This window comes from Klebsiella sp. MS 92-3, assembly GCF_000195655.1.
GTDB lineage: Bacteria > Pseudomonadota > Gammaproteobacteria > Enterobacterales > Enterobacteriaceae > Klebsiella > Klebsiella pneumoniae.
In genome coordinates, this window is record NZ_GL882807.1 from 297 (window position 1) to 926 (window position 630).

Genomic DNA, 630 nt, shown 5'->3' on the forward strand with positions numbered 1-630 from the left:
CAGCTGGCCGGGAGCCGAAGGTGTCCAGTGCGGGTGTGCTTTTAAAGCCTTTAAGGGTTAAAAAGAGACATCACAGCAGGAAGAAGAAGAGAAAGCAGACAGACAGCAGGGAGCAAGCCGGAAACGTAAAGATGCAGGCTGGAGAGAATATGTTTTTCATGCCGCCGGAAAGAAGCCATGATAAACCGGCGGCATACCAGACGGGGCGTCAGGAACGGAGCTTATTTTCCTTCCTGAACTGCGCAACGCTATACCAGATTGAAGCCAGGAAAGCGAAAACGGTGATCAGGACACGAAATTCGTCACCCGGCTCTTTCCCCTTCAGCATCAGCGTTATGATGATGCCGGCAACGATAATCCACGCAATACCACTCCAGAGGCGCAGCTTATCCGCCACGACATTAATCAGAACAAAAGCAACGGCCAGGATAGCCCCCCACAGAGCCGGAACAGGCTGAAACGGAATAAAAAACAGGTTAATACCTGTTAAAAGCGTCACGGCAGCAAACATCAGAGACATACGCACAGATTACCCTCCCTGGACACACTGAGTAAGAAAATCAATTCTGCTGATCATCGCCCGGTTTATTATATTCGGGTGCATTTGCGCGCGGCAGCTGCTGACTGTTC

General features: G+C 50.8%; 1 protein-coding gene. It reads right to left on the reverse strand.

Annotation, left to right across the window (positions count from 1 at the left end):
- Nucleotides 1–208: 208 nt before the first annotated feature.
- Nucleotides 209–526 carry a hypothetical protein gene (locus tag HMPREF9538_RS14005; RefSeq protein ID WP_004118473.1) on the reverse strand — a complete coding sequence of 106 codons (318 nt, stop codon included), beginning with the start codon at nucleotides 524–526 and terminating at the stop codon, nucleotides 209–211.
- Nucleotides 527–630 lie beyond the last annotated feature (104 nt).